Annotated in this window: 27 protein-coding genes; 18 read left to right on the top strand and 9 right to left on the bottom strand. The window is 66.2% G+C overall.

Features of this window, described 5'->3' with window-relative positions; all coding sequences use genetic code 11:
• The first annotated feature begins 56 nt into the window (after positions 1-56).
• Together ACK4HJ_RS11640 and ACK4HJ_RS11635 are read left to right on the top strand one after the other, a co-directional pair.
• The gene (locus ACK4HJ_RS11640) at positions 57-1,334 is read left to right on the top strand and encodes a hypothetical protein (protein WP_409831413.1); all 1,278 of its coding nucleotides are present in this window, start codon (positions 57-59) and stop codon (positions 1,332-1,334) included.
• 56 nt (positions 1,335-1,390) lie between these two features.
• Positions 1,391-1,918, top strand: coding sequence for a Fur family transcriptional regulator (locus ACK4HJ_RS11635; RefSeq protein ID WP_409831410.1), 528 nt, complete (start codon positions 1,391-1,393; stop codon positions 1,916-1,918).
• A gap of 15 nt (positions 1,919-1,933) precedes the next feature.
• On the opposite strand, the gene ylqF is transcribed toward ACK4HJ_RS11635, so the two are convergent.
• A complete protein-coding gene (gene ylqF / locus ACK4HJ_RS11630; RefSeq protein WP_409831408.1) occupies positions 1,934-2,908 on the bottom strand; it encodes a ribosome biogenesis GTPase YlqF in 975 nt (324 codons plus the stop codon).
• Positions 2,909-2,990: 82 nt separating this feature from the next.
• On the opposite strand from ylqF, the gene ACK4HJ_RS11625 reads away from it, so the two are divergent.
• Both ACK4HJ_RS11625 and ACK4HJ_RS11620 read left to right on the top strand, forming a co-directional pair.
• Positions 2,991-3,239, top strand: a complete 249-nt coding sequence (locus tag ACK4HJ_RS11625; RefSeq protein ID WP_409831405.1) for a hypothetical protein — start codon at positions 2,991-2,993, stop codon at positions 3,237-3,239.
• Between the two features lie 14 nt (positions 3,240-3,253).
• Entirely contained in the window at positions 3,254-3,460 is a 207-nt protein-coding gene (locus tag ACK4HJ_RS11620) for an oxidoreductase-like domain-containing protein (protein ID WP_409831533.1), read from the top strand.
• Positions 3,461-3,754: 294 nt separating this feature from the next.
• Here the strand turns inward: ACK4HJ_RS11620 and gshA are convergent, their stop codons facing one another.
• Together gshA and ACK4HJ_RS11610 are read right to left on the bottom strand one after the other, a co-directional pair.
• Positions 3,755-5,284, bottom strand: a complete 1,530-nt coding sequence (gene gshA, locus ACK4HJ_RS11615) for a glutamate--cysteine ligase (RefSeq protein ID WP_409831402.1) — start codon at positions 5,282-5,284, stop codon at positions 3,755-3,757.
• A 71-nt stretch (positions 5,285-5,355) separates the two neighbouring features.
• Complete coding sequence (locus ACK4HJ_RS11610; RefSeq protein WP_409831399.1) at positions 5,356-6,264, bottom strand: SDR family NAD(P)-dependent oxidoreductase; 909 nt, start codon at positions 6,262-6,264, stop codon at positions 5,356-5,358.
• A gap of 212 nt (positions 6,265-6,476) precedes the next feature.
• On the opposite strand from ACK4HJ_RS11610, the gene ACK4HJ_RS11605 reads away from it, so the two are divergent.
• The 11 genes from ACK4HJ_RS11605 to tolA all read left to right on the top strand — a co-directional run bounded on the left by ACK4HJ_RS11605 (position 6,477) and on the right by tolA (position 14,878).
• A complete protein-coding gene (locus ACK4HJ_RS11605) occupies positions 6,477-6,758 on the top strand; it encodes a DUF427 domain-containing protein (protein ID WP_409831396.1) in 282 nt (93 codons plus the stop codon).
• A gap of 557 nt (positions 6,759-7,315) precedes the next feature.
• Entirely contained in the window at positions 7,316-7,951 is a 636-nt protein-coding gene (locus ACK4HJ_RS11600; RefSeq protein WP_409831394.1) for a DUF938 domain-containing protein, read from the top strand.
• Between the two features lie 13 nt (positions 7,952-7,964).
• Positions 7,965-8,261 (top strand): 2Fe-2S iron-sulfur cluster-binding protein, encoded by a 297-nt coding sequence (locus ACK4HJ_RS11595; protein ID WP_409831391.1) that lies wholly within the window; start codon positions 7,965-7,967, stop codon positions 8,259-8,261.
• Between the two features lie 387 nt (positions 8,262-8,648).
• Positions 8,649-9,770: a bifunctional 3,4-dihydroxy-2-butanone-4-phosphate synthase/GTP cyclohydrolase II gene (ribBA, locus tag ACK4HJ_RS11590; protein WP_409831390.1), complete on the top strand. Its 1,122-nt coding sequence runs from the start codon at positions 8,649-8,651 to the stop codon at positions 9,768-9,770.
• Between the two features lie 32 nt (positions 9,771-9,802).
• Entirely contained in the window at positions 9,803-10,267 is a 465-nt protein-coding gene (gene ribH / locus ACK4HJ_RS11585; RefSeq protein WP_409831387.1) for a 6,7-dimethyl-8-ribityllumazine synthase, read from the top strand.
• Complete coding sequence (nusB, locus tag ACK4HJ_RS11580) at positions 10,264-10,803, top strand: transcription antitermination factor NusB (protein WP_409831384.1); 540 nt, start codon at positions 10,264-10,266, stop codon at positions 10,801-10,803. The genes ribH and nusB overlap by 4 nt, the downstream gene beginning before the upstream one ends.
• 90 nt (positions 10,804-10,893) lie before the next feature.
• Positions 10,894-12,099, top strand: a complete 1,206-nt coding sequence (locus ACK4HJ_RS11575) for a pyridoxal phosphate-dependent aminotransferase (RefSeq protein ID WP_409831381.1) — start codon at positions 10,894-10,896, stop codon at positions 12,097-12,099.
• 6 nt (positions 12,100-12,105) lie between these two features.
• Positions 12,106-12,525, top strand: a complete 420-nt coding sequence (ybgC, locus tag ACK4HJ_RS11570) for a tol-pal system-associated acyl-CoA thioesterase (protein ID WP_409831378.1) — start codon at positions 12,106-12,108, stop codon at positions 12,523-12,525.
• The gene (gene tolQ / locus ACK4HJ_RS11565) at positions 12,522-13,250 is read left to right on the top strand and encodes a protein TolQ (protein ID WP_409831375.1); all 729 of its coding nucleotides are present in this window, start codon (positions 12,522-12,524) and stop codon (positions 13,248-13,250) included. The genes ybgC and tolQ overlap by 4 nt, the downstream gene beginning before the upstream one ends.
• Positions 13,251-13,268: 18 nt before the next feature.
• Positions 13,269-13,697: an ExbD/TolR family protein gene (locus ACK4HJ_RS11560; protein ID WP_409831372.1), complete on the top strand. Its 429-nt coding sequence runs from the start codon at positions 13,269-13,271 to the stop codon at positions 13,695-13,697.
• 212 nt (positions 13,698-13,909) lie between these two features.
• Positions 13,910-14,878: a cell envelope integrity protein TolA gene (gene tolA / locus ACK4HJ_RS11555; protein WP_409831369.1), complete on the top strand. Its 969-nt coding sequence runs from the start codon at positions 13,910-13,912 to the stop codon at positions 14,876-14,878.
• Between the two features lie 125 nt (positions 14,879-15,003).
• Here the strand turns inward: tolA and ACK4HJ_RS11550 are convergent, their stop codons facing one another.
• From ACK4HJ_RS11550 to ACK4HJ_RS11525, 6 genes are all read right to left on the bottom strand, one after another.
• Complete coding sequence (locus ACK4HJ_RS11550; RefSeq protein WP_409831367.1) at positions 15,004-17,598, bottom strand: ankyrin repeat domain-containing protein; 2,595 nt, start codon at positions 17,596-17,598, stop codon at positions 15,004-15,006.
• A gap of 283 nt (positions 17,599-17,881) precedes the next feature.
• Entirely contained in the window at positions 17,882-20,467 is a 2,586-nt protein-coding gene (gene acnB, locus ACK4HJ_RS11545; RefSeq protein ID WP_409831364.1) for a bifunctional aconitate hydratase 2/2-methylisocitrate dehydratase, read from the bottom strand.
• Positions 20,468-20,575: 108 nt separating this feature from the next.
• A complete protein-coding gene (locus tag ACK4HJ_RS11540; protein ID WP_409831362.1) occupies positions 20,576-21,205 on the bottom strand; it encodes a hypothetical protein in 630 nt (209 codons plus the stop codon).
• 35 nt (positions 21,206-21,240) lie between these two features.
• The gene (locus tag ACK4HJ_RS11535; protein WP_409831359.1) at positions 21,241-22,260 is read right to left on the bottom strand and encodes an HpcH/HpaI aldolase/citrate lyase family protein; all 1,020 of its coding nucleotides are present in this window, start codon (positions 22,258-22,260) and stop codon (positions 21,241-21,243) included.
• Positions 22,257-23,045, bottom strand: coding sequence for a trans-aconitate 2-methyltransferase (tam, locus tag ACK4HJ_RS11530; RefSeq protein WP_409831356.1), 789 nt, complete (start codon positions 23,043-23,045; stop codon positions 22,257-22,259). The genes ACK4HJ_RS11535 and tam overlap by 4 nt, the downstream gene beginning before the upstream one ends.
• A gap of 24 nt (positions 23,046-23,069) precedes the next feature.
• Complete coding sequence (locus tag ACK4HJ_RS11525) at positions 23,070-24,056, bottom strand: malate dehydrogenase (RefSeq protein ID WP_409831354.1); 987 nt, start codon at positions 24,054-24,056, stop codon at positions 23,070-23,072.
• A gap of 243 nt (positions 24,057-24,299) precedes the next feature.
• Between ACK4HJ_RS11525 and ACK4HJ_RS11520 the strand changes: the two genes are divergently transcribed.
• The 3 genes from ACK4HJ_RS11520 (at position 24,300) to sdhD (ending at position 26,112) form a co-directional block, all read left to right on the top strand.
• Positions 24,300-25,088 (top strand): GntR family transcriptional regulator, encoded by a 789-nt coding sequence (locus tag ACK4HJ_RS11520; protein WP_409831352.1) that lies wholly within the window; start codon positions 24,300-24,302, stop codon positions 25,086-25,088.
• Between the two features lie 133 nt (positions 25,089-25,221).
• Positions 25,222-25,656, top strand: a complete 435-nt coding sequence (sdhC, locus tag ACK4HJ_RS11515) for a succinate dehydrogenase, cytochrome b556 subunit (protein WP_409831350.1) — start codon at positions 25,222-25,224, stop codon at positions 25,654-25,656.
• Between the two features lie 90 nt (positions 25,657-25,746).
• Positions 25,747-26,112 carry a succinate dehydrogenase, hydrophobic membrane anchor protein gene (sdhD, locus tag ACK4HJ_RS11510; protein ID WP_409831348.1) on the top strand — a complete coding sequence of 122 codons (366 nt, stop codon included), beginning with the start codon at positions 25,747-25,749 and terminating at the stop codon, positions 26,110-26,112.
• Positions 26,113-26,141: the final 29 nt, after the last annotated feature.

Below are 26,141 nucleotides of genomic sequence, written 5' to 3'. Positions count from 1 at the left end.
AATGGAAACGTTATACTGTTACAGTAACATTGTAACATCAATATAAGGAACCCAGCATGCATCGACACACCTTCTTGCGCCTTTCGGCGCTGACTCTGGCCAGCGCCCTGTTGCTGGCGGGTTGCGGCGGCGGCGGCAGCGGCGCAACCGATTCCGACGACCATGTGGGGGAGCGCATCGACTCTGCCGGGCGACTGGCCGTGTTGCAGGCCGACAGCGCCAGTGTGCGCATCTGGGACCTGGACAGTGCCCAGCAGGCGGGGTCGTTCACCCTGGACCACCCGCCCGCCACGGTCTACGCCAGCCCCGGAGGCCGCTATGCCATCGCGCTGCAGCGCACGCAGGACCAAGCCCAGTTTATCGACGGCGGCCTGTGGCAAGAAGACCACGGCGACCACCTGCATGACTACCGCCAGGCGCCGCGCCTGCTGAGCCTGCGCATGCCGGCCGTGCGCCCCACCCACTTCGAGACCCACGGCACCCAGGCCGCGCTGTTCAACGATGGCCTTGCCGCAGAGAACAAGAACGCTGAGGTGGTGCTGCTCAGCGACGCAGGCATTGGCAAGGGCACGGTCGATGCGCGCCTGCCCTTGCCCCTGCCCATGCATGGCACCGCCGAGCCTCTGGGCGACCACCTGCTCACCACCTACCGCGACCCTGCCAGCACCAGCACCCTGCCCGTGCAGGTCGAGCTGCACCGCCGCACGGCCAGCGGCTGGGTGTTTGCCCAGCGGTTTGAGCCACCCTGCCCCGACCTGCACGGCAGCTACACCAACGCGCGCCACACGGCGTTTGGCTGCAGCGATGGCGTGCTGGTGGTCACCCGCAGCGGCAGCGGAGCCAGCGCCACCTTCAGCGCACGCAAGATCGCCAACCCAGACGATATGCCCACGGGTGCGCGTATCGGAACCGTGAAGGGCCACGACAAGGTAGCGCAGTTCGTGGGCCTGGCATCGCCCGGGCACCTGTTCGCCATCGACCCCGACGCAGGCCGCATCACCCGCGTGAACTGGGCCGAGGGTCGCACCGTGCGCGCCCATGGCTTTGACCGCGCGGGGCAAAACTACGCCGTGCTGGACGACCAGGGTAGCCTGCACCTGACCACGCCGGCCAACGGCTTCGCTACGCGCGCCAAGGCGGCTGTGGTGGCGCAGATGCCCACGGCCGCGCCGTTCCCCAGCCTGGTGGCCAGTTTGTCGCGCGATGAGCTGTATGTGTCAGACCCCACTGCCCGCCAGGTGGCCGTGGTGGATGTACCTGGCGCCACCGTGCGCAAGCGGATGGACATGGGCTTTGCGCCCACCGGCCTGGCCTGGCTGGGCATTGCGCCCTGATGCCCTGGCGGTGTTTACGTCCCTTGCATGCTGTGCGCGCCGCTAAACTGCCGCGCATGCCTGCCAAGAAAAAATCTGCCACTGCCCACAGCCATGCCCCCCACGCTATGCCGGACGCGGGCGACGAGCAGGCCCTGGGCCAATGGCTGGACGCGGCCCGCGCGCACTGCGCGCACAACGGCGCGCAGCTGACGGAGCAGCGCCGCGAAGTGCTGGAGCTGCTGCTGCACCGCCGTGGCAGCGCCAAGGCTTATGACCTGCAGGACGACATGCAGACCCGCCACGGCCGCGTGGCCCCCACCACGGTGTACCGCGCGCTGGACTTCTTGATGGAGCAGCGCCTGGTGCACAAGGTGGACGCCACCAACACCTACGTGGTGTGCACCGATGCCGAACACGACCATCCGAGCATGATGCTGGTGTGCACGCAGTGCGGCGAGATCACCGAATGGCATGACGACCCGCAGTTCGACGCGCTGAGCGCGCAAGTGGCGCGCTACCTGCCCGGCTTTGCAGCGCAGGGCCTGGAGATCAAGGGCCTTTGCGCACGCTGCAGCGCAGCGGCGGCGCACGCCGGCGGCTGAGAGTGTCTCAGCCTCTCAACCCCCTTCCCCATCACCCGGCGAGGGCTCGCGCACGCCGGACCCTTTGCCCTTGGCCTTGGCCCGGGCGTCCTTCTTGGCCTGGCGCTTGGCGTCTTCGGCCAGCCCGGCGGCACGCCAAGCCTCAAACTCTTGCGGCGTCTCGAGCGTGATGCGGCCCAGCGTGGCGGTGCGGAAGTCGGTCATCACGATCTCGGCGGTCTTTTGCAGGTTGACGCGGCCGCCGGCCATCATGGCGCCGCGCTTCTTGCCGATGGCGGCCAGCAGTTCATCGTCCTGCATCGTGGCCATAGCGCCCGCAGGCAGGCCCAGCTTGTAGCGGGCCTCCAGCAACGGGGCGTAGTGCTGCTGCAGGCGGCGCAACAGCTCCAACGCGACCAACTCTTCGTCGTAGGCGTTGCGGCCCACGGCGCCGCTGGCGGCCAGGTTGTAGCCGCTCTCCGGCACGATGATGCGCGGCCACAGCATGCCTGGCGTGTCCCACAGGTAGAAGTCGTCGGCCAGGGTAATGCGCTGTTCCAGCTTGGTGATGCCGGCCTCGTCACCGGTCTTGGCCTGGCGCTTGTTGCTGAGCGTGTTGATCAGCGTGGACTTGCCCACGTTGGGCACGCCGCAGATCAGCACCCGCATGGGCTTGGCCATGCCGCCCCGGTTCGGCGACAGGAGGTGGCAGGCGTCAATCAGCTTGCGCGTGGGGGCGGGGTCGGACGCATCCAGCGGCAAGGCGCGCGTGTCGCTCTGGGCGTTGTACCAGTCCACCCACAGCGCCGTGCGCTCGGGGTCGGCCACGTCCTGTTTGTTGAGCACCTTGAGCGTGGGCTTGTGACCGGTGATCTCGGCCAGCAGCGGGTTGGCGCTGGAGCCGGGCAGGCGCGCGTCCAATACCTCGATCACCACGTCAATGTCCTTGATGCGTTCGGTGATGGCTTTCTTGGTCAGGTGCATGTGACCGGGAAACCACTGGATGGCCATGCGGGGTACTTTCTTCTGTGTTCTAAGGGTGGCAAGGATAATCGCGGTCTTTGCCGCACCTCGCCATCCGCTTTTTTTATCCATGCCAGACCCCACCGACGACCCCCGCAGCGCCGCTGCCCGCCAGGCCGACAAGGAACTGCTGTTCAAGGGCGTGACCTGCGCCCTCATTGGCCTGGTCATCCTGCTGGCGCCCTATGTGGCGCGCTCGGACGGCGTGCGCGAGCTGATGGCGCAGGCCACGCTGGTAGGCTGGTTTGCGCTGGTGCTGGGCCTTGCGTTTGGCGTTCAGTACGCCGTGCGCCGTGCCAAGGCGCGCCGCCAGCCGTGACTGCGTCCACGGTGATGGCCCCGGCTGTGGACGGCGTCACGGCGCAGGCCATGTTCGCAGCAATGCAGCAGCGCGCAGCAGACGCCGGCATCACGCTGCGCGCCCCGCCGCCCGAGCCCACCACCTGCTGCGCGCGCGGCTGCAACGGCTGCGTGTGGGAGGGATTTCTGGACGCGGCGGAATACTGGCGGCAAGAGGCGTTGCTGCAGCTGCAGGGCTGAATGTCGAAGACCCCGTAGGTCGGGTTAGCCCGCAAGGGCGTAACCCGACGCACACAGGACACGCAGCGTCGGCGTCGGGTTACGCTGCGCTAACCCGACCTACGCGACTGCTGCAGCTGTCGGACTAGATATTGAAGCAAAAAGCGGCTACAGCGCTTTATAGATAAGCGCCAGCAGCTATCAAAACAAGAGCAACTCACAACGCTACCTGGCAGCAGGTGCGCGAGAAACAGGGCGGCTCCAGGCCAGGGCCACCGTGGGGGAAGCCGCGCAGCCGCTCAGTTGCTCAGGGGGTCACCCCAGCTCCTTCACCGCCATGTACTGCTCGCGCCATTCTTCAAACGGCAGCATGTCGGCCGCCTCGATGGCCTTTTGCGCGGCGATGGATTCGTCCGCCAGGGCGACATAGCGCGCCTGCTGCTCCGCCGTCCAGGGCAGGCCCAGCAGCGCGTCGCGTGCAGCCTCGGACTGGTGGCGGGCAAAGGCTTCAAAACTGTGGCCATGCTGCTGCGTGATGCTGTCCAGAACGCGGGCCGAGGGTGTGCGGTGCGGCGCGGCCATGCGCGCGCGCGCGTCGCGCAAGGCGGCACTGTAGTCGCCGGTGGCGTGCGTGGCGTCCAGCGCGGCGGCCAGGGGCTCGCAGGCGGCCAGCACGTCCGTGCCCCATTCGGTCAGCGCGACCTTCTGCCCGTTGCGCGAGAGCTGCAGGCCCGGCTCGCGCCCACGCTCGGCCGTGAGGTGCTGGTTGTGCTTGAGCTCGGCAATCTCGGCGGGCGTGTCGGGCGGGCTGTCGGCCAGCAGGCAGTGCAGCAAAAACACATCCAGCAGGCGCATGGTGGGCGCGGTGATGCCCACGGGCACAAACGGGTCCAGGTCCATCAGGCGCACTTCCACGTATTCGACGCCGCGCTCACGCAGCGCATGCAGGGGGCGCTCGCCCGTGCGCACGGTGCGCTTGGGACGAATGGTGCCGTAGAACTCGTTTTCGATCTGCAGCAGGCTGGTGCCCAACTGGTTGTAGTCGCCGCCGGGGTTTCGAATGCCCACAGTTTCGTAGGCGGGGTACGGCTTGGTCAGCGCTTCGTGCAGCGAGTTGGCATAACCCGTGAGGCCGTTGTAGCTGACGGCGAGCGTGGCCTGCGCGTCGCTCTGGTAGCCCAGTCGGCCCATGCGCAGCGAGGTGGCGTGCGGCAGGTACAGTGCGCTGCCGCCTTCCATGCGCTGCAGGCCGTGCTCGCGCCCTTCCACAAAACAGGGGCACAGCGCGGGCGAGGCGCCAAACAGGTACAGCAGCACAAAGGCGTGGCGGCGGAAGTTGCGGATGAGCGAAAAATACTGCTCGCTCGTCACGCCCGGCATCGACCAGTTGTAGTGGATGCCCGAGATGGTCTGCATGCGCCGCCCATAACGGTGGCCCAGGCCCATGCGGTAAATGCTCTTGGCACGGCCGATGTTGGAGCTGCCGTAGCGGCCGAGGGGAATCGTCTCATCGGTGGGCAGGCCGCAGGGCATGCTGGACGCCCAGAGCAGTTCGCCACCGTTGTCCTTCAAGGTGTGGTGCACAAACTGGTGCACTTCGGTCAGCTCGTCCAAGCACTGCAACACGCCCTTGTGGGCGCCGGTGATGAGCTCCAGCTGCGACTCGCTGTAGTCGGTGGTGATCAGCGGATGCGTGAGCGCCGAGCCCAGTGCCAGCGGGTGGGGAGTGAGCGCCAAGCCGCCCGTGGGCAGCACGCGCAGCCCTTCCTTTTCTATGCCGCGGCGAATCCCTCCCAGGGCATCCGCCGGGTAGGCGGCAGCCAGTCTCTCTTGCAATGTGCTCATAGGTATGTACCGATCCAACTTCTGTCGGCCCGGAACTTAGCACGTTGAGCGCTGGCCCGCCCACCGGGATGTCAAGCCCTTGCGGCCAAAGCGCGTCCAACCTCGTTGGTTCCTTGGGCTGCGCCACTTTGTGGTACTTGCTCGCCCACACGCTCGGTCACCTCGGCCAGGCGGGCAGCCAGTTGGTCGGGCACGTCCGCGCCGATACCCAAATGGATACCCTGCGTGAGGGTGATGTGGGCGGCTTCAAACGTGCCCGCACCGGCACACAGGATGGTGCGCGTGGGTGCGCTCTCGTGCGCCAGCACCAGCATGGCGGGCACCACGGCCTCGGGCTTCAGGGCGGCCAGCACTTCCTCGGGCATCAGGCCCTCGGTCATGCGCGTGGCGGCAGTGGGCGCCAGGGCGTTCACACGGATATTGTTCTTGGCACCTTCGATGGAGAGCGTCTGCATCAGCCCCACCTGCGCCAGCTTGGCGGCGCCATAGTTGGCCTGGCCAAAGTTGCCGTACAGGCCGGTGGAAGACGTGGTCATCACGATGCGGCCGTACTGCTGCGCCACCATGTGCGGCCACACGGCCTTGCAGCAGTGGGCGGCACCCATCAGGTGGACTTGAACCACCAGATTGAAGTCGGCCATGTCCATCTTGGCAAAAGACTTGTCGCGCAGGATGCCGGCGTTGTTGACCAGGATGTCCACACGGCCCCAGGCGTCGATCGCCTGCTGCACCATGGCCTCGACGGCGGCGAAGTCAGTGACCGATGCGCCATTGGCCAGTGCCTCGCCGCCAGCCGCGCGGATCTCGTCCACCACGGCCTGCGCCGCGCCCACGGTGCCGCCGCTGCCGTCCACCGCACCGCCCAGGTCATTAACCAGCACCTTGGCGCCGCGCGCGGCCAGTGCCAGCGCATGCTGGCGGCCCAGGCCGCCACCGGCGCCTGTGACGATGGCCACGCGGCCTTGGAAGTCGATACCCATGTGTGCTACTCCTGTAGATTGATCTGAGGGGGTGATGGCGTGCGATTGCGCAATGCAGTCATTGATGGCGCGCACGCTGCGCCGGGGACTGTACGCGAGATGGATGGCGGAACCGGTTGCACAAGTGACTGGCGCTTGTCTACTTTCGCTCGCCGCCTGCAGGCCGATCGGGTAAGGTGTCTGCCCCTACGCAACCCCACCAAGGACCGCCCATGAAAGCCACCTGGAACGGCGTCACCGTCGCCGAAAGCAACGACACCGTGGTCGTCGAAGGCAACCACTACTTCCCCGAAAGCGCCCTCAAGCGCGAATACTTCACCTTCAGCAACCACAAGACCATGTGCGCCTGGAAGGGCCAGGCCAGCTATTTGTCGCTGCTGGTGAACGGCGAAATGAACGCGGATGCCGCCTGGTTCTACCCCGATCCCAAACCCGAGGCCGAAGAAATCCGCGGCCGCATTGCGTTCTGGAAGGGCGTGAAGGTCACGGACTGACGACCTCTGAAAAGCGCCTGCGCAGGTTATCCCTGTGCGCGCTGGACAATCGTGTGGATAAGTCCGGACAAGCCTTGTATGACAGCGGCAAGTGCTTGATTTGCAACGCCGCGACCTGCATTGCACAATTTTTAGGCAACCCATATTGCAGGCACTCCGGTTATCCCATGCCCCACTGGACAATGGTGTGGACAACTTGGGAAAAGCCTTGTACGACCAGCGCAAGTGATTGATTTGCAAGGATTATCCTTGCATCGCCCAAATAATAAGCAGTCGCATCAAGCCGCGTGGCAACTGTGTCGCGCGCCCCGCCAAGCCCCGGTCGGACCCCACTTATCCCGCTGCGCACTGAACAATCCTGTGGATAAGCTTGAACAAGCCTTGTATGACAGATTTAAGTCGTTGATTTGCAAGGCATATGCTTGTGCCGCTGAAAAAACAGGCACGCCTTGCGGGCATGGTGACTGCGGTACATTGCACACCGGCGCATCGCAGAGTGCTCCTACATTAATAGCTATCAGCGCTTGATACACAAGCGCTGGCGGCCAAATTCAATCATGTCCACCGCCTCTCTTCAGCACAGCCTCGCCGCAGAACGCAACCAGGGGCCCATCCTTGAACAGTTGCTGGCCCTGCTTCCGCCCACCGGAGCCGCGCTGGAGATTGCCAGTGGCACCGGGCAACACGCCGCGCACTTTGCCGCCGCCCTGCCCGGCTGGAGCTGGCAGCCCACCGACCAGCACGCCACCCACTTTGGCTCCATCACCGGCTGGGCGGCCCAGGCGCGGGCGCACAACGTGCTGCCGCCACTGCGGCTGGATGTGCTGCAGACACCCTGGCCAGCCGATGGCGCGGCGTTCGGCACGCCGTTCGACCTCATCTATTGCGCCAACATGCTGCACATCGCGCCCTGGGCTTGCTGCGCCGGGCTGATGCAGGGCGCAGCGCGGCACTTATCGCCCGCCGGCCGCCTGGTCACCTATGGCCCTTACCTGGAAGACGGCGTGCCGACGGCCCCCGGCAACCTGGCCTTTGACGCAAGCCTGCGCGCGCAGGACCCGGGCTGGGGCATCCGCCGCATCGAGGACGTGGCCGCCGTCGCTGCCGCTGCCGGCCTGCAACTGGCCGCGCGCCACCCCATGCCCGCCAACAACCTGCTCCTGGTGTGGACCCACGCCGCGCACAACCGATAGCCCCTCTCGTCCCATGAACACACCCACCACCGCCCCATTCTTCACCGCCCGGATCGAACCCGATGGCACCCAGTGCGACGCCTGGCCTGAGCAGCCGCTGCTGCTGTCGATGGAACAAGGCGGTATCGACTGGCCCAGCTCCTGCCGCAACGGCACCTGCCGCACCTGCCTGGGCCAGCTGGTGGAGGGCACGGTGCGCTACGCCATCGAATGGCCGGGCCTCACGGCCGAAGAAAAGGAAGAAGGCTGCGTGCTGCCGTGCGTGGCCTACCCCGCATCGGACGTGGTGCTGCAGGGCGGCGCCATCTGATCTGCGCCGCAGTCCGACCCTTTCAGGCACGCAACAAGCCCCGGTGCACTAAAATCCAGGGCTTTTGGGGGCCAGGGAGCCTCTGCATGGATGACGCGGCGTGTGCGCTGCGGATCGGGATGGGTTGCAAGGCGCAAAGCACAACAATAGCGGGGCTATTGCGAGCATTTGCAACGCAGCAGACTGCCCGAGACCGCAGATGCACGCGGTGCGATGATTCATGCAGAGGCTGCCCAGCCCCCTCGACGTGCGGCAGCGCCGCATCGCATGTTCTTTGGGGCGGTTTCTTGAAGGCACCACGGTTGCCTTCGGCCACGGGAACCTGCGCTGCAGCACACCGCCAGCTGGCAGGCCGCCAGCGGCTCCCTGAGAAAGCCCCGACCCTCCATGAACACCCCCCTCACCCCCGTGCCGATCTCGCCCGTCGAGGACATCGTGGCCGAGATGCGCGCCGGGCGCATCGTCATCCTGGTGGATGAAGAAGACCGTGAAAACGAAGGCGATCTGGTCCTGGCCGCCGACCACGTGACGCCCGAGGCCATCAACTTCATGGCCCGCTTCGGCCGTGGCCTGATCTGCCTGACCCTGTCGCGCGAACGCTGCGAGCGCCTGCGCCTGCCACCCATGGTGGCAAGCAACGGCACGAAGATGGGCACGGCCTTCACCGTCTCCATCGAAGCGGCGGAAGGCGTGACCACCGGCATCTCGGCCGCAGACCGCGCCCGCACCGTGCAGGCCGCCGTCGCCCCCAACGCCGTGGCCGCCGACCTGGTGCAGCCCGGCCACATCTTTCCGCTGCAGGCTGTTGAAGGCGGCGTGCTCATGCGCGCAGGCCATACCGAAGCCGGCTGCGACCTCGCCGCCATGGCCGGCTGCAGCCCCGCCGCAGTGATCTGCGAGATCATGAAGGACGACGGCACCATGGCCCGCCTTCCGGACCTGCAGCTGTTTGCCGCAGAGCACGGCATCAAGATCGGCACCATTGCCGACCTCATCGAACACCGCAGCCGTACCGAATCGCTGATCGAGAAGGTGGGCACGCGCGTGCTGCAGACCGCTTTTGGCGCGTTCACCGCCCACGCCTTCCGCGACAAGCCCAGCCAGGCCGTGCACCTGGCGCTGGTCAAGGGCGAGTGGAACGCCGATGACGTGGTTCCCGTGCGCGTGCACGAGCCGCTGTCGGTGCTGGACGCGCTGGAGGTCAACCGCTCCATGCATTCGTGGAGCCTGGACACCAGCCTGCAGTATCTGGCCGACCAGGGTAAGGGCGTGGCCGTGCTGCTGAACTGCGGCGAGACCGCCGACCAGCTTCTGGCGCAGTTTGAAGGCACGGCCCGCGCAGCCCAGGCGCCCGAGCGCGGCCGCATGGACCTGCGCACCTACGGCGTGGGTGCTCAGATCCTGCGCGAATGCGGCGTGCACAGGATGGCCCTGATGGGGCAGCCCCGCCGCATGCCCAGCATGGCGGGCTACGGCCTCGAAATCACCGGGTTCATCCCCAAAGAATAAATAAGCAAGTACAGGAACAGGATCAGATCACCATGTTTGGCGCAGACAAAGGCACCGCAGACAAGCTCGATGGCAAGAAACTGCACATCGGCATCGTGCAGGCCCGTTTCAACGAGAGCATCACCAACACCCTGGCCGCCGCCTGCCGCGCAGAGCTGCTGGCTCTGGGCGTGCAAGAAAAGCACATCAAGCATGTGCTGGTACCCGGCGCGCTCGAAGTGCCCGTGGCCCTACAGGCCATGGCCGAGAGCGACGAATACGACGCGCTGATCGCGCTGGGCTGCATCATTCGCGGCGAGACCTACCACTTCGAGCTGGTGGCCAACGAATCCGGCGCGGGCGTGACGCGCCTGTCGCTGGACTACCACCTGCCCATCGCCAACGCCATCATCACCACCGAGAACATGGAGCAAGCCATCGCCCGCCAGACCGAAAAGGGCGTGGACGCGGCCCGCGTGGCGGTGGAAATGGCCAACCTGCTGGACGAGCTGTCATGACCGAAGAGAATCCCACCGCAGCAGACCGGTCGCCGCGCCCGCCGAAACAGTCGCGCACCGGCCTCAAGAGCACCGGCACGCGCAAGGCCGCCTCCAAGTCCAACCGCAGCCGCGCACGCGAGTTTGCGCTGCAGGCGCTGTACCAGCACCTGGTGGGCGGCAACGATGCGCATGCCATCGACGCCTTCACACGCGACCTGGCGGGCTTTCACAAGGCCGACTCCGTGCACTACGACGCGCTGCTGCACGGCTGCATCGCCAACGCGGCCGAGATGGACGCGCTCATCACCCCGCTGCTGGACCGCAAGATGGCCGAGATCTCGCCCATCGAACACGCCACCATGTGGATCGGCGTGTACGAGTTCCAGCACTGTCTGGACGTGCCCTGGCGCGTGGTGCTGAACGAGTGCATCGAACTTGCCAAGGAGTTTGGCGGCACCGACGGCCACAAGTACGTGAATGCCGTGCTCAACGGCCTGGCCCCGAAGCTGCGCACTGTGGAAGTGGCGGCCGACAAGGCCGCAGGCACTGCCTGACCCGCGGCAGCCGCGTGCCCGCCTGACGGCCGCCGGGGCTGCCTGCTTTTTTCTCCTTCGCACGCCCGCTCTGGGCAGGATGCCTTTGCCATGAAGTTTTCCTCGCGCGCAGAGCGCATCGAACCGTTTTACGTGATGGAAGTGGCCAAGGCCGCGCAGGCCCTCGCCCGCGAGTTGGCCGGCACGCGCGAGCCGATGATCTTCTTGAACATCGGCGAGCCCGACTTCACGGCCCCGCCCCTGGTTCAGGAAGCGGCTGCCCGCGCCGTACACAACGGCGCCACGCAATACACCAACGCGCTGGGGCTGGATGCCCTGCGCGAACGCATCAGCGGCTGGTACCAGAGCCGCTTTGGCGTCAACGTGCCCGCGCGCCGCATTGTGGTCACGGCCGGTGCATCGGCCGCGCTGCAACTGGCGTGCCTGGCGCTCATCGAGGCCGGCGACGAAATTTTGATGCCCGACCCGAGCTACCCTTGCAACCGCCACTTTGTGAGCGCCGCCGAAGGCAGGGCCGTGCTGTTGCCCACCACCGCGGCAGAGCGCTACCAGCTGAGTTCGGACAAGGTGCGCGCGGCATGGAATGAAAAAACGCGCGGCAGAACCGGAAAAACGCGGGGCGTTTTGCTCGCCTCACCCTCCAACCCCACAGGCACCTCCATCGCACCCGATGAGTTGCGCCGCATCCATGACGTGGTCCGCGCGCATGACGGCATCACGATGATCGACGAGATCTACCTGGGCCTGTCGTACGAGGAAGAGTTTGGCCACACCGCGCTCGCCATAGACGACAACATCATCAGCATCAACAGCTTCAGCAAGTACTTCAACATGACCGGCTGGCGCCTGGGCTGGATGGTGGTGCCCGACGCGATGGTGCCCGTGGTGGAACGCCTGGCGCAGAACCTGTTCATCTGCGCCAGCACTGTGTCGCAGCACGCGGCGCTGGCCTGCTTCGAGGCCGAGAGCATTGCCGAATACGAACGCCGCCGCGCCGAGTTCAAGGCGCGGCGCGACTTCTTCATCCCCGCGCTGCAGTCGCTGGGCCTGACGGTGCCGGTGATGCCCGACGGTGCGTTCTACGCCTGGGCTGACTGCACGCAGGCCGCGGAACGCCTGGGCGTGAAGGGGAGCTGGGACTTCGCCTTTGAAGTCATGCGCCGGGCCCACATCGCCGTCACGCCAGGTCGCGACTTTGGCACCGCCGAGCCCGAACGCTTCATCCGCTTTTCCACCGCCAATTCCGTGGCGCAACTGGAAGAATCGGTGGCGCGCCTGCGCAGTGTGCTGGGATAAGGCGCGATGGCTTTCGCGTTTCCAATCCGCGTGTACTGGGAAGACACCGACGCCGGCGGCATCGTGTTCTACGCCAACTACCTCAGGTACTTTGAACGCGCGCGCACCGAATGGCTGCGGTCACTGGGCGTGGGCCAGCAGCGGCTCAGGGAACAAACCGGTGGCATGTTTGTCGTAACCGATGCCCAGCTTCGCTACCACCGGCCCGCACGGCTGGACGATGAACTCCTTGTTACCGCCGCGCTGCAAAGCAGTGGCCGCGCATCGTTGACAATAGTGCAGCAGGCGCTCCTGAAACCAGAGCAGATGACCGAACCATCCCCCGTGTTGCTGACCGAAGCCACCATCCGCATCGGATGGGTGGATGCCGCCACCCTGCGGCCCGCGCGCATCCCGGGCACCCTCCTGGAACAACTCACACCATGAATTCCCAAGACATGTCCATCATCTCCCTGGTGCTGCACGCCAGCTGGGTGGTGCAACTCGTGATGCTGCTGCTGCTGGTCGGCTCGGTAGCGAGCTGGGCCGCCATCTTCCGCAAACTGTTTGCGCTCAAGCGTGTGAAGACGCTCAACGATGAGTTCGAGCGCGAGTTCTGGTCGGGCACCAGCCTCAACGACCTGTTTGCCAGTGCCGCGCAGAACGCCAAGCAGGCCGGCCCCATGGAACGCATTTTTGCCAGCGGCATGCGCGAATACCAAAAACTGCGCGAGCGCCGCATCGTGGACCCAGGCACCCTGCTCGATGGCGCACGCCGTGCGATGCGCGCGAGCTTCCAGCGCGAGATGGACGTGGTCGAATCGAGCCTGTCCTTCCTGGCATCGGTGGGTTCGGTGTCGCCATATGTGGGCCTGTTCGGCACCGTGTGGGGCATCATGCACGCCTTCACGGGCTTTGCGGGCATGGAGCAGGTGACGCTTGCCACCGTGGCGCCCGGCATTGCTGAAGCGCTGGTGGCCACGGCCCTGGGCCTGTTTGCAGCCATCCCGGCCGTCATCGCGTACAACCGCTTTGCACGCGACATCGACCGCGTGGCCACACACCAGGAGACCTTCATCGAAGAGTTCTCCAACATCCTGCAGCGCAACCTTGGCGCCCACCAGCCCGGCCACCCCGGCGCTGCTGCCAGCCACACGGCCTCGGGCCACTGACCGGGGAGGCGCCGCCATATGCCCGCCATCGCATCCCGCGGCCGTGGCCGCCGCACCATCAACGAGATCAACATGGTCCCGTTCATCGACGTGATGCTGGTGCTGCTCATCATCTTCATGGTGACGGCGCCCATGCTCACGCCCGGCGTGATCGACGTGCCCAGCGTGGGCAAGGGCAAGAACATGCCCAGGGTGGTGGCGCAGGTCATCGTCAACAAGGACGGGTCGCTACAGCTCAAGACGCCTGAAGCCACACGCAGCCTTACGCAGCGCGAGATCGGTGAGGCTGCCAGCCGCTGGCAGAAAAGCCAGGCCGCCGGCGCCGAAAGCGCCGTGGTGATCAGCGCGGACAAGGGCGTGCAATACGAGAACGTGGTGAAGGCGATGGACGCACTGCAGAAGGCCGGGGTTCAGCGCGTGGGCCTGTCCGTCAAGCAGGGGGGCTGAGAGATGCATTCAACCCCCTGTGGCGCTTCGCGCCTTCCCCCGTCTCTCTCACTGCTGCGCAGTGCGGGAAGGGGGAGGCCACCGGCGCGGCGGGGCGGCCCTTGCGCGGTGGCCGCTCGCTGGGACCGCGCCAGCTCTTCCGGCTTTTTCGCATAAGCCGCGTAGCGAGTTTCGACGCGTTACGGCACAGACCCCGACCATTTACTCCCTCCATGCACGCCCACGACGACCGCGACCAATTTGCCCCGCCCCGCCCGCCGGCGCGCCTGCGCGCCATCACGCTGGCGTTGCTGGTGCATGCGATGCTGATCGGCGCGCTGACCTGGGGCGTGAACTGGAAGAGCAGTTCTGACCAGCCCGCAGTGGAAGCCGAGCTCTGGGCCGCCGTACCCCAGCAGGCAGCGCCCCGTGCCGTGGAGCCCCCGCCTCCTCCCCCGCCCCCGCCCGCCCCCGAAGTGCGCACGCCCGCGCCGCCGCCCCCCCCTCCGCCGCGCGCCGTCGAGCCGCCTGACACGCGCGAGGCCGACATCGCCATCGAACGCGAGAAAAAGCGCCTGGAGCAGGAGAAGAAAGCCCGCGAGCAGCAGCAACAGGCGGAGCGTGAAAAGCGCGAACGCGAACGCGAGAGTGCAGAGCAGGAAAAGAAAGAACGCCTGGCCAAAGAAAAAGAGCGCGAGAAAGAACAACGCGATAAAGAACAACGCGAGAAACAACTGGCCGAACAGAAAAAGGCCGAGCAGGAAAAACAAAAGAAGCTGGCTGAGGACAAACGCAAGGCCGAGGAGGCCGCCAAGCGCAAGGCCGAGGCTGAACTGGCCAAGCTGCGCGAGGAAAACATGCGGCGCATCCAGGGCCTGGCCGGCGCCACCGGCGGCGAAACCGCCACTGGCACAGCCCAGCGCAGCGCGGGCCCGTCGGGCAGCTACGGCGGCAAGGTAGCGGCCAAGGTCAAGCCCAACATCGTGTACCCCGACGCCATCTCGGGCAACCCGCGGGCGGAGGTCGAGGTGCGCCTGTCGCCCGACGGCACCATCGTGGGGAAGCGACTGGTGCAGTCCAGCGGGAGCAAGGCCTGGGACGATGCCGTGCTGCGTGCGCTGGACAAGACGGAAACCCTGCCCCGCGATGTGGATGGCCGTGTGCCGCCGTCGCTGACCATCGGGTTCCGGCCGCAGGACTGAGCTTCCTGCGCCGATATTTTGGATAGAAATAGGCCCCAGCGCTTATCCATCAAGCGCTAACAGCTATCAATTACATAGCAATTGTTGCTACATCGGCGCTGTGCGGCGCGCTGGGCCGTGCGGCCTTAGCGCCCGCGCTCGGCCAGCCATTGCTGCGCCTGGGCCTGATGCCTGAAGCCCGCCCAGTCCAGCGCGGTCATGCCGTGGGCATCCTTGCGGGACCAGTCCGTGCCCCGGGCATCAAACCATTGCAACGCCGCCACCTGCCCCCGCCCGGCGGCCAGCATGGCCGGCGTCTCGCCGCGGCTTGCGGGGGCGGGCTCATGAAGCGGCTGGCCTTGTGCCGCCAGCCAGTCCAGACAGGCGATGCACCCGCTCTGCGCAGCCATGTGCACGGGGCCCCAGTCCCAGCGGTTGCGGGCCGCCAGGCTGGCGCCCGCCTGCACCAGCCGACGGGCGGCCGCCAAATGGCCGCCGTAGAAGGCGCGCAGCAAGGCGGTGTCGCCGCGCTCGCTGTCTTTTTGCGTCTGGCGCAGGTCGGGCCGGGCACCGGCGGCAAGCAGGGCTTCGATGTGGTCGAGCTGGCCCCGGTGTGCCGCCAGCATGAGCACGCTGGATCCGCTGGGTGCCAACAGGTCGGGGTTGGCGCCTTCCGCCAGCGCGGCGCGCAGGGCGACTGCGTCGCCCGCGTCCTGGGCGTCCAGCAGGCGTCCATCCACGGCCGAATAGGCTACGGTGGGCTGCGGGGAGGCCTCGGCGCCTCGCTGCGGTGCACGGGGCGCTTGCGGCGCCCAGACGGACCACGCCACAGCCACCGCCAGCAGCAACGCGCCCCAGCCCGGGCGCGAACGGCGCGCCGCGCTCACCGGCCGCAGCGCGCCGGGGCTGAAACGGCCGCGCCGATGGGCCCAGGCCTGCGCCAGCGACTGGCCGAGCGCCGTGGCCGCGTCGTCGCCCGCCAGGCCCGGGGTGAGCCGGACCAGGGATGGACTTCCATCCAGCCGCGCATACACGGCGTGGTACCGCTGCTCGTTGCCCCCGCTGCCGGCGGTGTACAGCAGCTTGTGCACCAGGGACGCCGTGGCCTGGCCCGGCAGCGTGTGCTTGCGCGACCATAGCCAGGAGCTGCGCAGTACGGTGATACCGGCATCCGTCACCCACAGCGTCCAGCGGGTGGTGGCAGCGTGCAGCGCCAGGGCCAGCACCGCCCACCAGACGCTCGCGGCAAAAAAGCCCCGGGGCCATTGCAGGCCCTGCAGGCCCACGCGGTCATGGATGAGCGCCTCCACAGCCAGCCCGGTGAACGCCAGGCCGGCCGTCCACCGCCAGCCCGTCTGCGCAAAGCGGTAGCGCCAACCCTCGGCGGTTTCCTCGCACTGGGCCGTGGGCGGCACGGGCGGCGGGGCATGGTGCGCGGCCGAGGCTTCGTCCGGCGGCTCGATGGGCGTGACCCGCGTCCAGGCGGCGCGGCGGTCAAAGCGATCGTCGGCCGGCAGCGCTGCGCCCCCTCCACTCCCCGCTCCCCAGCCCGCGGGCGCGGCCTGCACGGGGATGTCGTAGGTCAGCTGCGCAGCGCCGTCCGGGCCATGCAGCAGTTCCAGGCGCCAGTCCACGCGCTCGCCGGAGCGCTGCGCACCATGCGGGGCTGCGTCGTCCGGCAAGTGAAACCGCGCCACCAGGCGCAAGCCCCCGTCAGGCATGGGCAGTGCGCGGGCGGGCTGTATGAAGGCCTCCACGCGGCGCTCGGGCGAGCCGGAACTGGCCTCGTCCACGCGGTACTGCGCCAGGCGCAGCTGCAGATCCTGGCCCTGCTGGTGGGCGGCTGCGCGCTCGGGCAGCAGCACGGTGACCTCCACGGGCTGCCCGGCGCACGGCCGCGATGGCAGCACTGTCAAAGCCGTGCCGGCGTAGCGCCAGGCCCGGCGGGTCTGCCCCATGGCGTAGGCCAGCAGCCCCACGCCCACGGCCACAAACAGGCCGATGAAGGCCTTGGCAAACCAGGGCGTGCGGTCGGCGGACCACAAGATAGCCGCCATGGGAAAGCTGATGCCGCACCAGAAGAGGCTGAAGAGCCAGATGGCGCCGGCAGATCGGCCCGCAGGGCTTTGGCCCCGGTCGGCGGGCCGTAGCTGGTCCGCCTCTTCACCGACGGCAGGCTTCGCCTCGCTGCGGGGCCGCAGCAACTGCCAGAGCGTGTTCAGAAACACCCAGGCAGCAACCAGCCCCACCCCGGTGAAGACCAAGGCAAAGGGCAGGCGGAAGGCCAGCATCGGCCAGCGCAGGCTGGGGTCGATGAGCGACTGCGCGGGGCGCTTTGGATCGACCCGCACGGTGATGGATTCACCCCGCGCCTGGGCCGCCTGCAGCTTGCTGTGCCAGCGTTCGTGCCAGTCGCCCAGGTTGTCGGCGCCGCCGGTCGGGTCCAGCCCCACCCGCGTGCCCTCGTAGGCCGTGCCTGCAAACTCGTACCGGTAGCGGGCATGCACCTGCCAGGTGATGCTGTCGCTGCCCGTATGCTGCTGCAGCTGCGTGCTCAGCACCTGCGCCGGCACGGGCTGCCAGCCCTGCACGGCGAGGGCATCGCGCAAGGTCTTGGCCAGCGGCTGCAGCCCCAACCCGTACCCCACCGCCCCGAACGCAACCGCAAACACCGCGCTGAACACCAGCGCCGTGACCAGACCCACGGGGTGCATGGCCTTGCGGGACCCCTCTCTCGCCATGGATGTGCCTCCATTTCTTCGTGTTGTGGTTGTGCGCGGAGCTTATCGGGCCCGGCATGACAGTTTGGTGACATGCACATGCCGGATGCGTCGCCATTTTGAAACATAATCAGCCGCTGGCGCTTTACCCATCAGCGCCAGTAGCTATCAAAAGTGAAGCGCCCGGACGCCACCGGCCCCGCGTGATGCCCATGGCGAGCGGGCATAAAAAAGCGGTCCCTCACAGGAACCGCTTTTTTATGCAAGGGGGCAGAGACACCCTACCCCGTCATGCGCGCAACGCTCAAGCCGCCACGCCGTCCGCCACTTCCTTGAACTCGGCGATCTGGTCGAAGTTCATGTACTTGTAGATCTTGTCGCCGTTCTGGTTGATGACGCCGATGTCGGCCAGGTACTCTTCCTTGGTGGGGATGCGGCCCAGCTTGGAGCAGATGGCCGACAGCTCGGCCGAGCCCAGGTACACGTTGGTGTTCTTGCCCAGGCGGTTGGGGAAGTTGCGCGTGCTGGTGGACATCACGGTGGCGCCTTCCTTCACCTGCGCCTGGTTGCCCATGCACAGCGAGCAGCCGGGCATTTCCATGCGCGCACCGGCCGAGCCGAACACGCCGTAGTGGCCTTCTTCCGTCAGCTGCTGGGCGTCCATCTTGGTGGGCGGCGCCATCCACAGCTTGACTGGAATGTCCTTCTTGCCTTCGAGCAGCTTCGACGCTGCACGGAAGTGACCGATGTTGGTCATGCACGAGCCGATAAACACCTCGTCGATGGCCGCGCCAGCCACGTCCGACAGCGTCTTGGCGTCGTCAGGATCGTTGGGGCAGCAGACGATGGGTTCGGTGATCTCGGCCAGGTCGATCTCGATCACGGCGGCGTATTCGGCGTCTTCGTCAGGCTGCAGCAGCTGGGGGTTGGCCAGCCAGGCCTCCATGGCCTTGATGCGGCGGCCGATGGTGCGTGCGTCGGCGTAGCCCTGGGCGATCATGTTCTTGAGCAGCACGATGTTCGAGTTGATGTACTCGATCACAGGCTCCTTGTTCAGGCGCACCGTGCAGCCGGCGGCAGAGCGCTCAGCCGACGCGTCGGACAGCTCGAACGCTTGCTCGACCTTCATGTCCGGCAGGCCTTCGATTTCGAGGATGCGGCCCGAGAAGATGTTCTTCTTGCCCTGCTTGGCCACGGTGAGCAGGCCCTGCTTGATGGCGTACAGCGGAATGGCATGCACCAGGTCACGCAGCGTGACGCCGGGCTGCATCTGGCCCTTGAAGCGCACCAGCACCGATTCAGGCATGTCCAGCGGCATCACGCCCGTGGCAGCAGCAAAAGCCACCAGGCCGGAGCCAGCGGGGAAGCTGATGCCGATGGGGAAACGCGTGTGCGAGTCGCCGCCAGTGCCCACGGTGTCGGGCAGCAGCATGCGGTTGAGCCAGCTGTGGATGATGCCGTCACCGGGCTTGAGCGAAATGCCGCCGCGCGTGCTGATGAAGTCGGGCAGCTCGTGGTGCATCTTCACGTCCACGGGCTTGGGGTAAGCGGCCGTGTGGCAAAAGGACTGCATCACCAGGTCGGAGCTGAAGCCCAGGCAGGCCAGGTCCTTCAGTTCGTCGCGGGTCATGGGGCCGGTGGTGTCTTGCGAGCCGACCGAGGTCATGCGGGGTTCGCAGTACGTGCCGGGCACCACGCCCTGGCCTTCGGGCAGGCCGCAGGCGCGGCCGACCATCTTCTGCGCCAGCGTGAAGCCCTTGCCGGTGGCGGCGGGCACCTGAGGCAGGCGGAACAGCGTGGAGGGTGGCAGACCCAGGGCCTCGCGCGCCTTGGCGGTCAGGCCGCGGCCGATGATAAGCGGAATGCGGCCGCCGGCACGCACTTCGTCAAACAGCACGTCGCTCTTGACCTCGAACTCGGCGATCACGTTGCCGTCCTTCAGCGCCTTGCCCGCGTAAGGCAGCAGTTCGATCTCGTCGCCCATGTGCATCTGGCTCACGTCCAGCTCGATCGGCAGCGCGCCCGCGTCTTCCATGGTGTTGTAGAAGATGGGGGCAATCTTGCCGCCCAGGCACACGCCGCCAAAGCGCTTGTTGGGCACGTACGGAATGTCTTCGCCGGTGAACCACAGCACGCTGTTGGTGGCCGACTTGCGGCTGGAGCCCGTGCCGACCACATCGCCGACGTAGGCCACCAGGTTACCCTTGGCACGCAGGTCTTCGATGAACTTCACCGGGCCGCGCTTTCCGTCTTCTTCTGGCGTGATGCCGTCGCGCTTGTTCTTGAGCATGGCCAGGGCATGCAGCGGGATGTCGGGGCGGCTCCAGGCGTCTGGCGCTGGCGACAGGTCATCGGTGTTGGTTTCGCCGGTGACCTTGAGCACGGTGAGCTTAATGCTCTGGGGCACTTCGGGGCGGCTGGTGAACCACTCGGCGTCGGCCCAGCTTTGCAGCACAGACTTGGCAAAGGTGTTGCCCTTGTCGGCCTTTTCCTTGACGTCATGGAATTGGTCGAACATGAGCAGCGTCTTCTTGAGCGCTTCGGCTGCAACCGAGGCCACGGCCGCATCGTCCAGCAGGTCGATCAGCGGGGTGAGGTTGTAACCGCCCAGCATGGTGCCCAGCAGTTGCGTAGCTTTTTCGCGGCCGATCAGCGTGCACACCTCGGTGCCGTGGGCCACGGCAGCCAGGTAGCTGGCCTTGACCTTGGCGGCGTCGTCCACGCCGGCGGGCACGCGGTGCGTGATCAGGTCCACCAGGGTGGCCTCTTCGCCAGCGGGCGGGTTCTTCAGCAGCTCGATCAGCTCGCCGGTCTGCTTGGCCGTCAAAGGCAGGGGGGGGATGCCCAGCGCGGCGCGCTCGGCCACATGGTCACGGTAGGCTTTCAACATCATTTTTCTCCGGTTGCGTTCTAAAGTGGGGCGGCGTGCGCGGTAGCACCGGCACACGCAAACATTTATTTGTTCTTTACTGGATGAGTGCGGTGGCTTGGCGGCGGCTTACTTCAGCGGCTCCAGCACGCTCACGGGCGGGTTCTTCTTGATGGCTTCGGCCACCACCAGCTGCTGCGGACTCATGCACTCGTCTGCCAGACGCTGGCCCAGTTTCTGGTTCATGAGCATGGACTTGTTGGCAATCTGCAGCCAAACCGCACCGCCCTTCTGGTCTTCCAGGCGCACCGTGCCAGTGGTGGTGGCGACCGGAGCCATGTGGTACTTGAAGCCCTTGCCTTCCACATGGAAGAGGCCCGGCGTGGCGGCATCGGCCGTCACGGTCACGAAGGCGCCCAGCTCGCACGGAATGCGGCCCACGTGCACACGCTCGGCAATCGCCAGCTCTTCAGGCGACAGGGCCGCCTCAGCGGCGATGATGCCGGTGGCCACCTGGTTGGCAGCGCTTTTGAGCTGCGTGCGGCTGCTGGTGGCATCTGCCGCCTTGGCGGTGTCACCCTTCTTGGCGGAGGCCTGCGCGGGCTTGGCATCCGACTTGGCGGCGGGCTTGGCGGCAGGCTTTGCAGCCGTCTTGGCAGGCGCCTTGGCGTCGGTCTTGGCCGCGGGTTGCGCAGGGGTTTGCGCCATGGCGAGGGCCGGGGCCAGCAGCATCAGGGCAGAGGCGATCAGGGATTTCATGGGAGAAGGGTCCTGCGGGTTGGAAAAGGTCGGGATCACAAGGTGGATGAAGCCGACGCGTCAAACCAATGACGCACGGCCGAAGGAATGGTGCGCCCGGTGCTGTGGGCGCGCTCCAGCAACTGCCAGTAGTAGCGGTAGCTGGCGCGGTCATGCAACTTGCCTTCAAAACTGATCGGAGCCCAATCAGCATCTGCGGCAGCAGCTATTATTTTTGAAGCGACCTCGATATCCCCCTGCAGTGGCGCGAACGCCTGCAGGATGGGACGGATCTGCGCAGGGTGGATGCTCCACATGCGGGCGTAGCCCAGCTCCTGCGAAGCCTGCGTGGCGGCTGACTGCAGTGCGGCCGCATCGGAAAACTCGGTGACCACGCAGTGCGACGGCACCTTGCCGTGTGCATGGCAAGCGGCGGCAATCTCCAGCTTTGCACGCACCACCAGGGGGTGCTCGAACTGGCCACGCGAGCCCATGGCCGAGGCCGGAATTGCGCCGCCGTGGGCCGACACAAAGTCCATGAGCCCGAAGCTCAGGCTCTGCACGCGGGGGTGGGCGGCAATCTCGAAAGCCCGGTGCACTGCGGCCGGGGACTCGATCAGCACATGCAGCGGCAGATGGCGCGCGGACGCGGCGATCAAGGCCTTCTCGGCGCGCAGCACGTCGTCCACCGACTCGACCTTGGGGACCATGATGTGTGTGAGGCGGTGGCCCGCTTCACCGGCAATGGTGGCCATGTCGTTGGCGAACGCAGGGTGGTCCACTGTGTGCACGCGGGCGGCCACGCGGGCGCCTTCGGGCGCATTGCGCGCCAGGCTGGCCACCAGTTCGGCGTGTTCGCGCTCCTGGCCCACGGGGGCGCCGTCTTCGCAGTCCAGCGTCACGTCGAACACGCAGTGGCCAAGCTCGGCTGTCATCTCGGCCTGCAACTCCAGGCTCTTGCGCATGCGCGCACCCACTCCGCTGTAGTGGTCGCACACGGGCAGCCGCGTGGCGGCCGCCTGGGCGCCGAGCAGCACGCTGGCCGGATGCGCGGTAGAGGCCACGGTCGAGGTCATGACGGGCGGCGCTGCGCAACGATGAACATGCGCGGAAAAGCCAGCAAGCGGCTGCCGTCTGCGCGCTCGGGGTAGGCGTCGCTGATGCGGCGCTCGTACTCGGCCAGGAAGCTCTCACGCAGCGCGTCGGTGAGCGGATCCAGAAACGGGCGCAGACCGGTGCTGCGCAGCCAGTCCACGATGGCGCGGGCAGAGGGCATCACATGCTGGTAGATGGTGTGCCACACATCCACCTGCGCGGCGTGCGGGGCCAGCATGTCGTAGTACCCGGCGATGGGGGCGAGATCGGTGCGCACGCTGTCGGCGTCTCCGATGGGTTCGCGCCAGGGTGCGTCGGCCGCCACCGCGCGCATCAGGCGGTGAGATGGTTCCTGCCGGTTGTCGGGCATCTGGATGGCCAGCACCCCGCCAGGGGCGAGCAGACTGAACAACCGGGGAACCAGGGTGTCATGCCCCGCCACCCACTGCAGGGCGGCGTTGGCGTAAATCAAATGGGGCGCCACAGTGGGCGCCCAGGTGGCGATGTCGCCGTGTTCGAACGTCACGCCGGGCAGGCGCTCGCGCGCGCTGGCCAGCATGGCGGCTGAGTTGTCTACGCCGGTCACGCGCGCCTCTGGAAAGCGCCGCACCAGCAGCTCGGTGGAATTGCCCGGGCCGCAGCCCAGGTCCACCACGTGGGCGCCGGGGCCTGCCTGACCCAGCCGCACGCGGGCGAGCAACTCCTCGGCTGGGCGCGTGCGCTCTTCCTCAAAGCGGCGGTAGAGCGCAGGGTTCCAGTCGAGCATGGACAACAACAGCCTGGCTGCAAATTACAGCAGGTGCTTGACGCCTTCTTGCTCGCCTTGCAGTTCGGCCAGCGTGGTGTTGATGCGCTCTTGCGAGAACGCGTCGATCTCCAGACCTTCCACGATCTTGTACTCGCCGTTTTCGCAAGTGACGGGGAAGCCGAACATCACATCCTTGGGGATGCCGTACTGGCCGTCCGAAGGAACACCCATGGTGACCCACTTGCCGTTGGTGCCCAGCGCCCAGTCGCGCATGTGGTCAATGGCGGCATTGGCTGCCGACGCTGCGGACGACAGGCCGCGTGCCTCGATGATGGCCGCGCCGCGCTTGCCCACGGTGGGCAGGAAGGTGTTGGCGTTCCATTCCTGGTCGTTGATCATCTTGGCCACGCTTTCACCGTTAATGGTGGCAAAGCGATAGTCAGCGTACATCGTGGGCGAGTGGTTGCCCCACACGGTCAGCTTTTCGATGTCTGCCACGGCCTTGCCGGTCTTGGCAGCGATCTGGCTGGCAGCGCGGTTGTGGTCCAGGCGCAGCATGGCGGTGAAGTTCTTGCGCGGCAGGTCAGGGGCCGACTTCATGGCGATGTAGGCGTTGGTGTTGGCGGGGTTGCCCACCACCAGCACCTTCACATCGCGGCTGGCAACGGCGTTCAGGGCCTTGCCCTGAGCGGTGAAGATGGCGCCATTCACGGCCAGCAGCTCGGCACGCTCCATGCCGGGGCCGCGGGGGCGGGAGCCGACCAGCAGCGCGTAATCGGCGTCCTTGAATGCGGTCATGGGGTCGCTGTGGGCGGTCATCTCAACGAGCAGCGGGAATGCGCAGTCGTCCAGTTCCATCATCACGCCCTTGAGCGCCTTTTGCGGGCCTTCCACGGGCACTTCGAGCAGCTGCAGGATGACGGGCTGGTCCTTGCCCAGCATTTCGCCGGAGGCGATGCGGAACAGCAGGGCGTAACCAATTTGGCCAGCGGCGCCGGTGACGGCCACGCGAACAGGCTTCTTGCTCATGGTGAAAACTCCAGGGAAGTGAAAAACAGATGGGTGATGCAACGCAAGCACCAGCGTCTGTTACCAGCAGCCCGTGCCCTGCAAAACAGCCGGAGAGTGTACCGCCGATTGGATCACTCGGTCAATTTGTCTTATGTCTTATATAAGATATGATTGGACGCAGTTTTGTCATCCGATTGCCATACGGCGGCGCCCTGCCACAGCATCGCTTCACACCCGCAGATTGCCCCACCGCCCTTCGCCATGTCGTCCGTTCCGTTTGCCGCCGACCCCTCCGCCACGCCCGCTGGCGGTGCAGGCGCCGCCACGCCGGCATTCAGCCCGCTGTACCAGCAGATCAAGGGCCTGATCTTGCAGAGCCTCCAGCAGGGCGAGTGGAAGCCGGGCGAAGCCATCCCCAGCGAGATGGAGTTGGCGGCCCGCTTCCGCGTGAGCCAAGGCACCGTGCGCAAGGCCATCGACGAGTTGGCCGCAGAAAACCTGGTGATGCGCCGCCAGGGCAAAGGCACGTTTGTGGCCACCCACGCCGAGCAGCATGTGCAATACCGTTTTCTGAAGCTGCTGCCTGACACCGGCGACGCCCGCGTGGAGGGTCCCGCCCAGCGTCACGTGATCGAATGCCGGCGGGTGCGTGCCAGCGCCGACGTGGCGCGCGCCCTGGCCCTGCGCAGCGCCGACGCTGTGATGCAGGCCAAACGGATTCTCTCGTTTGGCGGCGTGCCCACCATTCTGGAAGACATCTGGCTGCCAGGCCATGCCTTCAAAGGCCTGACGGCCGAGCAGTTGGCCAACTACCAGGGCCCCACATACGCCATGTTCGAGATCGACTTTGGCGTGCGCATGGTCCGCGCCGAGGAAAAGATCCGCGCTGTGCTGCCCGACGAGGAACAGGCGCGGCTGCTGAAGATCACCCCCACCACGCCGCTGCTGAGCGTGGAGCGCGTGGCTTTCACCTACAACGACGTTCCCATGGAGTTACGTCGCGGGCTGTACCTTACGGACACCCACCACTACCGTAACGAGCTGAGCTGACACGACCCTGGCACCTGAGCGGAACTGTCGATATTTGACGACCGAAGACAACCGACTTGTTGCGTTGCAATAGAATTTTGCGTTCTTTGAATCTCCAAATTACAAAGCAGTTACATCCACGAAAGCAATCAACATGACCGAGCTCGCCAAAAAACGGCCTGAATTCCGCAACATCAATGCCTTCACGGACCTGACCACCTACCGCCTCCCCCCTGCCGGGTGGGTGTCGATCCTGCACCGCGTGAGCGGGCTGATCATGTTCCTTCTGCTGCCTTTCATCATCTGGATGTTCGACACCTCCGTGTCGTCCGAAATCTCGTTCGCCAAATTTGCTGCTGCCTTCAACGTCGGATTGGGCTTTGTGCCCGGCTGGTTCATGAAGCTGGTGGCGCTGGCCCTGATCTGGGCGTATTTGCACCACTTCATCGCCGGCTTGCGCCACCTGTGGATGGATGTAAGCCACAGCGCGGTGACCAAGGAATTTGGCAAGAGCTCGGCCATCGTGGTGCTGGCCGTCAGCATTGGCCTGACCCTGGTGCTGGGCGCCAAGCTCTTCGGCCTGTACTGATTTGCTGACGTCCTGAACCCACCCCCAAAAACGATAAACCGCAGAGGCTGCATGGCGGCGGCTGCGGACGATTGAAGAGGAAAACACCCCATGTCCGTCAATTACGGTTCCAAGCGCGTTGTCGTCGGCGCCCACTATGGCCTGCGCGACTGGCTCAGCCAGCGCGTCACCGCAGGCCTGATGGCCCTGTTTACCCTGGCCGTCCTGGCCCAGGTCATCTTTACCAAAGGCCCCATCGGTTACGACCTGTGGGCTGGCATCTTTGCTGCTCAGTGGATGAAGGTGCTCACCTTCTCCGTCATCGTTGCCCTGGCGTGGCACGTGTGGGTGGGCATGCGCGACATCTTCATGGACTACATCAAGCCCGTGGGCGTCCGCCTGCTGCTGCAGGTGTTCACCATCGTCTGGCTGGTCGGCTGTGCCGGCTGGGGCATCCAGGTTCTGTGGCGTCTCTGATTGATCCCCCGCGACTGAAGGCATAAAAC

Origin of the sequence: Acidovorax sp., from assembly GCF_046294525.1 — a bacterium.
Classification (GTDB): Bacteria; Pseudomonadota; Gammaproteobacteria; order Burkholderiales; family Burkholderiaceae_C; genus Acidovorax.
Note: the sequence above shows the minus strand (reverse complement) of the source record. Positions and strands in the feature narration are given on the sequence as shown.